General features: G+C 45.4%; 7 protein-coding genes. 2 read left to right on the top strand and 5 right to left on the bottom strand.

Annotated features, from left to right (window positions below; all coding sequences use genetic code 11):
* Nucleotides 1-34: 34 nt before the first annotated feature.
* Both LG34_RS04030 and LG34_RS04035 read right to left on the bottom strand, forming a co-directional pair.
* Complete coding sequence (locus LG34_RS04030; protein ID WP_109214993.1) at nucleotides 35-1873, bottom strand: NAD(P)-binding protein; 1839 nt, start codon at nucleotides 1871-1873, stop codon at nucleotides 35-37.
* A 146-nt stretch (nucleotides 1874-2019) separates the two neighbouring features.
* Nucleotides 2020-2850, bottom strand: a complete 831-nt coding sequence (locus tag LG34_RS04035; RefSeq protein ID WP_109214994.1) for a formate/nitrite transporter family protein — start codon at nucleotides 2848-2850, stop codon at nucleotides 2020-2022.
* 224 nt (nucleotides 2851-3074) lie between these two features.
* Here LG34_RS04035 and LG34_RS04040 point away from each other — a divergent pair, with 224 nt between their 5' ends.
* Entirely contained in the window at nucleotides 3075-4652 is a 1578-nt protein-coding gene (locus tag LG34_RS04040; protein ID WP_109214995.1) for a helix-turn-helix domain-containing protein, read from the top strand.
* A gap of 97 nt (nucleotides 4653-4749) precedes the next feature.
* Here LG34_RS04040 and LG34_RS04045 read toward each other — a convergent pair whose 3' ends face one another.
* The 3 genes from LG34_RS04045 to LG34_RS16620 all read right to left on the bottom strand — a co-directional run bounded on the left by LG34_RS04045 (nucleotide 4750) and on the right by LG34_RS16620 (nucleotide 6265).
* Nucleotides 4750-5427: a nucleoside recognition domain-containing protein gene (locus tag LG34_RS04045; RefSeq protein ID WP_109214996.1), complete on the bottom strand. Its 678-nt coding sequence runs from the start codon at nucleotides 5425-5427 to the stop codon at nucleotides 4750-4752.
* Between the two features lie 60 nt (nucleotides 5428-5487).
* Nucleotides 5488-5874, bottom strand: a complete 387-nt coding sequence (locus LG34_RS04050) for a MarR family winged helix-turn-helix transcriptional regulator (protein ID WP_109215001.1) — start codon at nucleotides 5872-5874, stop codon at nucleotides 5488-5490.
* 175 nt (nucleotides 5875-6049) lie between these two features.
* Complete coding sequence (locus LG34_RS16620; RefSeq protein WP_207657019.1) at nucleotides 6050-6265, bottom strand: hypothetical protein; 216 nt, start codon at nucleotides 6263-6265, stop codon at nucleotides 6050-6052.
* Nucleotides 6266-6385: 120 nt separating this feature from the next.
* On the opposite strand from LG34_RS16620, the gene LG34_RS04060 reads away from it, so the two are divergent.
* Nucleotides 6386-7643 (top strand): DUF885 domain-containing protein (locus tag LG34_RS04060; RefSeq protein ID WP_109214998.1); only part of this gene is annotated, 1258 nt, incomplete at its 3' end.

Raw genomic sequence — 7643 nt, forward strand, 5'->3', positions numbered from 1 at the left:
TACCTCCATATATAAACTCTGTTATTTTCAATATTTAGCGGTCGATCGCATCCTGAAGTTTACCGCACCCGAATACATCACATCTTAAGCATCTGCCGGACTCCTGCATTGCTTCTTCGTGAGTCATCGGGCACTCTACATGCTCAAAATCATGTTTTCTCTCATAAGCCGGACGCTCGCCAATGTTGACACGACCGGTCGGAACACGGTTATTCTCTCTTGCTTCCGGTGCTTCTACACCACAGTTTAAGGTATGGTGGTAACCAAGATATTCATCGATATTATGTGCTGCTACTTTTCCGGCTGCAATCGCTTTGATTGCTGTGGACGGACCAGTTGCACAGTCACCACCGACAAATACGCCCGGCATACCCTCTACAGCAGTATCCAGACCAGCTTTGAATACATGCCACTCTGCCGGCATACCAAACTCTTCAAACGGCTCGCTGACGATATCCTGACCAACTGCGATCAGTACCACATCACATGGAACACGCAACGGATCTTTGGATGCGGAGTCTACCGGTGACGGTCTGCCGCCGCGGTATGCACCGATCATCTGTGGCTGTACCCAGAGTGCACAGCAATCGCCGTTTTCGTCCTTCTCAATGCTCTTTGGAGCCTGAAGGAGCATCAGCTCAATACCTTCCATAACAGCGGATTCAATCTCTGTATCCAGCGCTGTCATGTCTTCCTGACGTCTTCTGTATACGATTCGGACGTCTTTTGCGCCACAGCGAAGCGCGCTTCGTGCAGCATCCATAGCAACGTTTCCGCCGCCGATAACAGCAACGGTCTTGCCTGTATAATCCGGGCGTATACCATGTCCGATGCCATCCAGCATTTCTACTGCGGAGAATACGTTGTTTGCATCAATGCCGTCCAGACGGAGTTTTTTACCTTTCTGTGCACCGATGGCAACAAACATTGCATCGTGGCTGTTTCTTACTTCCTCAATTGGAATATCTACACCTACATTTGTATTATATTTTACTTCAATATTTCCTGTGGAAAGGATTGCATTCATATCCTCATCCATACGGTCTTTCGGGAATCGATAGTTCGGGATTCCGTACATTAACATACCGCCCAGGTGTTCTTTTGCTTCATAAACAGTTACTTTATGTCCCATCAGAGACAGGAAGTATGCAGCTGTCATTCCGGCAGGACCTCCACCGATGATTGCTACTTTTTTGCCTGTAGATACGTTTGTCTTCGGAACTGCTACCTGATCTGCTGCAATCTGGTCTACCGCGTATTTTTTAATACCACGGATATTGACGGAATCATCGATCAGGTTTCGACGGCAGCGCTCCTCACATGGATGCTCACAGATCATGGCACATGCAGTTGGCAGCGGGTTATCACGACGGATCAGGTTGATCGCATCTGCGTAATTACCCTCATGAACGTGTGCAATGTAACCCGGAATATCAACATGTGCAGGACAGAGTGTCACGCATGGGATCTTCTGACCTACATTGGCAGGACATTCCCATTTTTTTACATGGCTCTCATACTCATCTGCAAAAGTTTCAAGTCCTTCCAGTACCTCAATAGCTGACTGGTAACCGATGGCACAGTCTGCTGTATCGCGGATCATGATGGCGATCTCTCTCATCTCATCCACCATTTCCATTGTGCCGACACCATTCAAAATTTTACTTAACAGGTCTGCAAGCTGTGGCAGTCCGTCACGACATGGTACGCACTTTCCACAAGTCTGATTCATGGAAGCATGCAGCAGTGATAACTGTACCGTCAGTGGACATGTTCCAGGCGGGTAAACATCTACTTTTCTGGAAAATTTCTCCAACATATGCCCGATGGTAACATCCTGGCTGTGCTTTCCGGCAAGATAAATCTTACTCATTTTTTTATATCCCTCCTAACCAGTATCCTGTCAGAATACTGTAATGATACTATTATAGCGGCAAAAAAGCGCTTCTGGTGTATGCCAAAAGCACTTTTTCGATGTTTCATTTGTGCATCTCATACATTACTGAAACTATTTTCTCTTTATGCAGCTTTTTTTGCTTTGCGCAGGTAGATAAACCAGTACGCACATCCAACGCAAATTGCTCCACCCACAATGTTTCCAAGTGTAACCGGAAGCAGGTTTTTGCTGAAGAAGTTGCCCCAGGTCAGATTTGTCAGATCTACTCCTGCGTCTGTTGCTGCCTGTACATAAGTCGCATTTGTTTTTGCGAAAAGACCGGAACTAATATAGTACATATTTGCAATACTATGTTCAAATCCACACAGCACGAACATCATGATCGGGAAAAACAGACCAACGATCTTGCTGACTACTTCTTTCGCAGCAAAGGAAATCCATACTGCGATACAGACTAAGAAATTACAAAGAATACCTTTGATAAATGCATCGCTAAACGGCATGGAACATTTGCTTGCTGCAGTAGATAATACGGATACTGCCATTCCATTGTTAAACAGAGACGGCTGGTGACTGAATGCAACGCCTGCGCCTACCAGCAGACCACCGATCAGGTTGCCGATGTAAACAACTACCCAGTTTTTTAACATACCGCCCACAGTGATTTCTTTTTCCAGAAGCGGGATTGTCAACAGACAGTTTCCGGTAAACAGCTCACTTCCCGCGATCAGCACCATAGTCAGACCACCCGGGAATACACAGGCACCGATAAATTTTCCAAGTGACGGTTCTGTAATGGATACTGCAACGGTGGTGGCCCCCACGCCGCCGAATCCGATAAAGGCTCCTGCCAGGATCGCAAGAATGATCATTTTTGGAATTGGTGTGTTAACCTTACTTTTTCCAGTTGCAATGTAATTTTTGGCCACTTCGGCCGGTGTAAAAAAGTTCATTATTATACCTCCATTCATACTCCTCGTACATTTGTATCTATTTTAATACAATCCTTTTATGCTTTGTATGTCAAAAAACACAAAAATGCACTTTAAAATTATGCTATTCACACATTTGTACATCGTGGTATAATAGGTGCAAATAAGTCATCTCAGTCTGAGTTGATAAAATCATGTCATCACAAAATAATGGGAGCAGATAATTTGTACAAAGGAGATTTACCATGCTGATACCATTGAACGTACTTTTATATCAGCTTTCTGCAAACAGCATTTATGAATCACAGAATATAGATCTCACCGGGAACTTCGACAACGTGCAGCTTTTTGACCAGGAGCAGCTTAATGCCGAATTCGGGGATGAGCTCTATCTGGTTTCCGACCAGGTACTCTTAAATGCATTAAGCAGAACGCCAGAGGATCAGTTTCCTTCCAGATGTGTATTTTTGTGCATCTGCCAGGATGAAAAACTTCATACCAGTGATTTCCATCCAAATCTGTCCATGGTGTTACTCTACACAGATGAATCTTTTCCGCTGGTGTTCAACCGTATCCTGAAGATTTTTCACGATTTTGATATCTGGGATAAGAACTTTCATCTGATGCTGATCCAGCAGAAATCCCTGCAGGATCTGTTGAACCTGTCCAAAGATTTTCTGGTTCATCCTATGGTCGTTCTGGATCGCAATTACTCGATCCTTGGTTATCTGCGTGATCCGAATGTCAGTGATCCCATCATGGAATCCATTCTGTCCGCCGGTTATGTGACACCGCAGATCATGGAGCGGCTGCGTCAGGACGGACTGATCTCCACCTCAGAACAGGCAGAAAATCCACTGATCAGCTGGTACAGTCTGACCACACATGACTGTTATTACAGTATGATGTACCGTTTCAAGACAAACGGGCACACCGTTGGCTATGCCCTGATCTTTCACTGTGCCGTGCATCTGCGTACGAATTACCTGTACCTGATGAACATTGTGGCGGAAAACCTGCAGTTATTCTTTCAGCAGAAACGTTTTTCCAACCGGTCTTCTTCAGATATTTACGAATCGGTATTTAACGACATTCTGGAGCATCCGGACGCTCCGCAGCAGCAATATGCCGACCAGCTCAGTTATATTCCGGATCTACCGATGAACGGGCGTTTTATGCTGGCGGTCATCCATTATCCGGACGAACAGGAACTGCCATTTTCCTTTGTCAGCTGGAATCTGCGCACTTCCATTCCACAGCTGAAACCGTTCGTGTACCAGAACACGTTATATATTTTAAAAAATAACAGTGAAAATGAGAGTTTTGCCACATTCCTGACTCCGGAGGAACAAACGATTTTCCAGAAAAATTTCCGGAACCGATACTTTGAATGTGGCATCAGCAACACCTTTTTCTCACTGATGGATCTGCCAACCGCTGCTGCACAGGCGCGGGAAGCATTGGCGATCGGAACTTCCAAGACAGAGGGCGGAGCCCCGACTTTCCATTATTTTTCCGATGTCTATATGCTGTATATTTTACAGGAATTAAAAAAAGCCGGTGTGGATAAAATGGCAGCTTCACCATGCTACGAAGTGCTGCGCCAATACGATGAAACCCACAACGGCGACCTGTGTTACATTTTTATGCAGTTTTTGAAAAATGGTCGCAACGTCAACCAGACGTCCACTGCTATTTTCCAGCATCGAAATACGGTATTGAACAAGGTAAAAAAAGCGGTCTCCATCATGCAGAATGAATGTGAAGACTACCAGTCACGTATCGCCTTCATGCTTTCCTATCTGAATGATCCGAACCGCTAGTACATTTTTTTAAAAGTAACAAAAGTCATATAGCGTATAGGCAGAAAACTGCTATTACTGATCGCTTGTGAAAATAGCCCCATAATTCAAACAGGATTTAATAGCCACGCTTTTCATCTATTACAGACATAATTTTTGTGAACAAAATCCCTGCCATTGAGGAAATTGTCGTAGCAACGATCGCTGCTCCGGTAATCCCTGCCGGATCCGGCGAACCATACTGACTTCGATAGGCAATGACCGTTACTGGGATCAGTTGAAGAGAAGAAATATTCAGCACCAGAAACGTACACATTTCTGTGGAAGCTGCTTTTTCCTTTTTTCTCTGTTCCCGCAAAATCCGGTCTGAACCAAAATCATACCGGCTCTGAGCAGACTGACCGACCGCCTGCATTAGAGTCCTTTCTTTTTCCAGCTCATCCAGATCTTCCATTGCCTGCAGACCGGCAGGTGTCGCTGCCCATCCCAGACCGAAAAAATTTGCTATACAGTTCGCTGCAATGGACTTGCATGCCGGATGATCCTTTGGCACTCTTGGAAACAGGAAATGCAGCAACGGATAAATCCGCTCCGCTGCCCGGCGCATCATGCCGGCATTCTCCGCAATCTGCATCAGTCCCACCCAAAATGCCAGAACACCTGCCATCGTGATACAAATTGCCACTGCCTGCTGTGCGGAATCCAGTGCTGCGTCCGTCACTGCCTGCAGATTTCCGGTAAAAGCCGCATAAACGATTCCCGCCAGGATCATAAAAAGCCATAAAAAATTCAGCATACGCCGTCAGCTCCCTTTGGAGTTTCTAACAACATATGCTGAACTACATATTAATATTCTTTATTTTCCATAGGTACGGAAAAATGCACTTAAGTTCGTCAGCGCCTTTACCAGCACCTTTGTCTGTTCCTCATTCAGACCGTTCAATGTCGCTTTGATCATCTCATCATGGAAATTTGCATGATGATGATATGCTTTCACCCCTTTTTCCGTCAGTGAGATCAGTACCACACGGCGATCTTTCTCACTTCGCATACGCTTTACATATGCCTTTTTTACAAGGTTATTGATCGCAATCGTCAACGTTCCCACAGTGACAGACAGATCCTTTGCCACAGATGACATGCTGCGCGGCTCATCCAGTCCGATTGCTTCTATAATGTGCATATCATTGTTGGAAATGTCTTTGAACTCCTCCGTAATGATCGCTTTTTCTTCAATATTCATGATTTCATTAAATAATTTGACCAACAGGTCATGCAGTGTATCGTATCCTTCCAATGCGCTCCTCCTGATACTTTGTGTATCAAAATTTTTGATAGATTGACAAATTGATTATACACAATGTCCCTGCACTTCGCAAGTTCTATCCATCGATTCTGTTATATCCAATTGCTTCTCTTCATACATTATTAGTAATTATGATTCGAACCGGTACTTCCTTATGCGCCACTGTCATTCTCATTTTTTCCATAAAATTCGGTTTTCCCTGTTTCTTGCACTGTTCCTCATTGGATTTGGGATTTTCTGTGCCGCAGTCTGCCAATGCGCCGACTCCGATACCTGGATCGCACAGTTTTTTCACGAATCCCCCACGGCCATCCAGGCCGGCGAACAAAATTCCAATTCTGCTGCCGGACAATCCACCTCAAACGACGTAAATACAGATTTTGAAAACTATATTGCTGAACTGTTCCGCCAGGAAGCCTCTGCAAGTCTGCTAAATCTTCATTATACCTTGGAAAATCCGCAGGCTTATCAAATCACGGAATATCAGACTTCTCTCGGAAATTACAGCGCTGCCTCTCCGGCACTTGCTGCTGCCTCCGCGGAAAACGTTCTCTCTGCCCTGCATCAATTTGATGCCCAAAATCTGACAACGCTCAACCGTCAGACACTGGAAATCCTGACAGACAGTATGAATCTCACCGTAGCCGGCGGAAATTTTAAATATTATGACGAACCACTAACACCCACCACCGGTCTACAATCCCAGATTCCGATCCTGCTGGCAGAATACACCTTCCAGAGCAAACAGGATGTTTCTGATTATCTGGAACTGCTGACCGACCTGCCCCGCTATTTTGCCCAGATCTGCGACTATGAACGGGAAAAAGCTGCTGCCGATCGTTTTATGCCCTCTTACACGGCGCAGACTATCATCGATCAGTGCCGGGATTTTGTTTCCAATCCGGAGGAGCATTACCTAGTTACAACGTTTAACCAGAAAATCTCTGCCCTCTCCGGCATTTCCAAAAATGAACGGCGGTCTTATCAGAAGCAGAATCTTTCTATTTTAAAAAAGCAGGTCTTTCCGGCATTTACACAACTGGCAGACACGTTAAGCGAATTGGAGGATAGCACCATCAACGAAGCCGGACTCTGCCATTTTCCGGAAGGACGCGAATATTATGAATATCTGGTGCGCTGTGCCACCGGAAGCAGTGACAGTGTCGCTTCCCTTGAAAAACGTACCACAGATCAACGCAAAGAAGACCTCCTTCTCATATCACAACTGTTGGAGCAAAACCCTGACCTGACAACGGAATTGGAAAACTGCGCCGTTGCACCCCAGTCTCCGGAAGAAATGCTTACGACTCTGCGGCAGGCAATTTCGGCAGAATTTCCAGAAGTACCGGAATGCAATGTGACGGTCAAATATGTGAATGCCGCCATGGAAGATTATCTCTCTCCGGCGTTTTATCTGACCTCCCCACTGGATCATCTGACCGAAAATTCAATTTACATTAATCAGAAAAACGGATATGAAGGGCTTCGACTTTTTACAACGCTGGCACACGAAGGATTTCCGGGACATTTGTTCCAGAATGTGTATTTTCACTCCATTTGTGATCTACCGATCCGCTCGCTGCTTGGCTATCCGGGTTACACCGAAGGGTGGGCAACGTTTGTGGAATTGCATTCTTACACCTATGCCGGATTGTCTGAAGATGCTGCCAGTCTCTGTGCAGCAAATCAGGCGGCGATTTTGAGTC

The sequence above is a fragment of the Eubacterium ramulus genome, from assembly GCF_003122485.1.
Taxonomy (GTDB): Bacteria; Bacillota; Clostridia; order Lachnospirales; family Lachnospiraceae; genus Eubacterium_I; species Eubacterium_I ramulus_A.

Coding starts and splice junctions, on each gene's coding strand:
- LG34_RS04050 (WP_109215001.1), bottom strand. CDS start 5,874: ATGAATATTGAAGAAAAAGCGATCATTACGGAGGAGTTCAAAGACATT.
- LG34_RS04040 (WP_109214995.1), top strand. CDS start 3,075: ATGCTGATACCATTGAACGTACTTTTATATCAGCTTTCTGCAAACAGC.
- LG34_RS04045 (WP_109214996.1), bottom strand. CDS start 5,427: ATGCTGAATTTTTTATGGCTTTTTATGATCCTGGCGGGAATCGTTTAT.
- LG34_RS04035 (WP_109214994.1), bottom strand. CDS start 2,850: ATGAACTTTTTTACACCGGCCGAAGTGGCCAAAAATTACATTGCAACT.
- LG34_RS04030 (WP_109214993.1), bottom strand. CDS start 1,873: ATGAGTAAGATTTATCTTGCCGGAAAGCACAGCCAGGATGTTACCATC.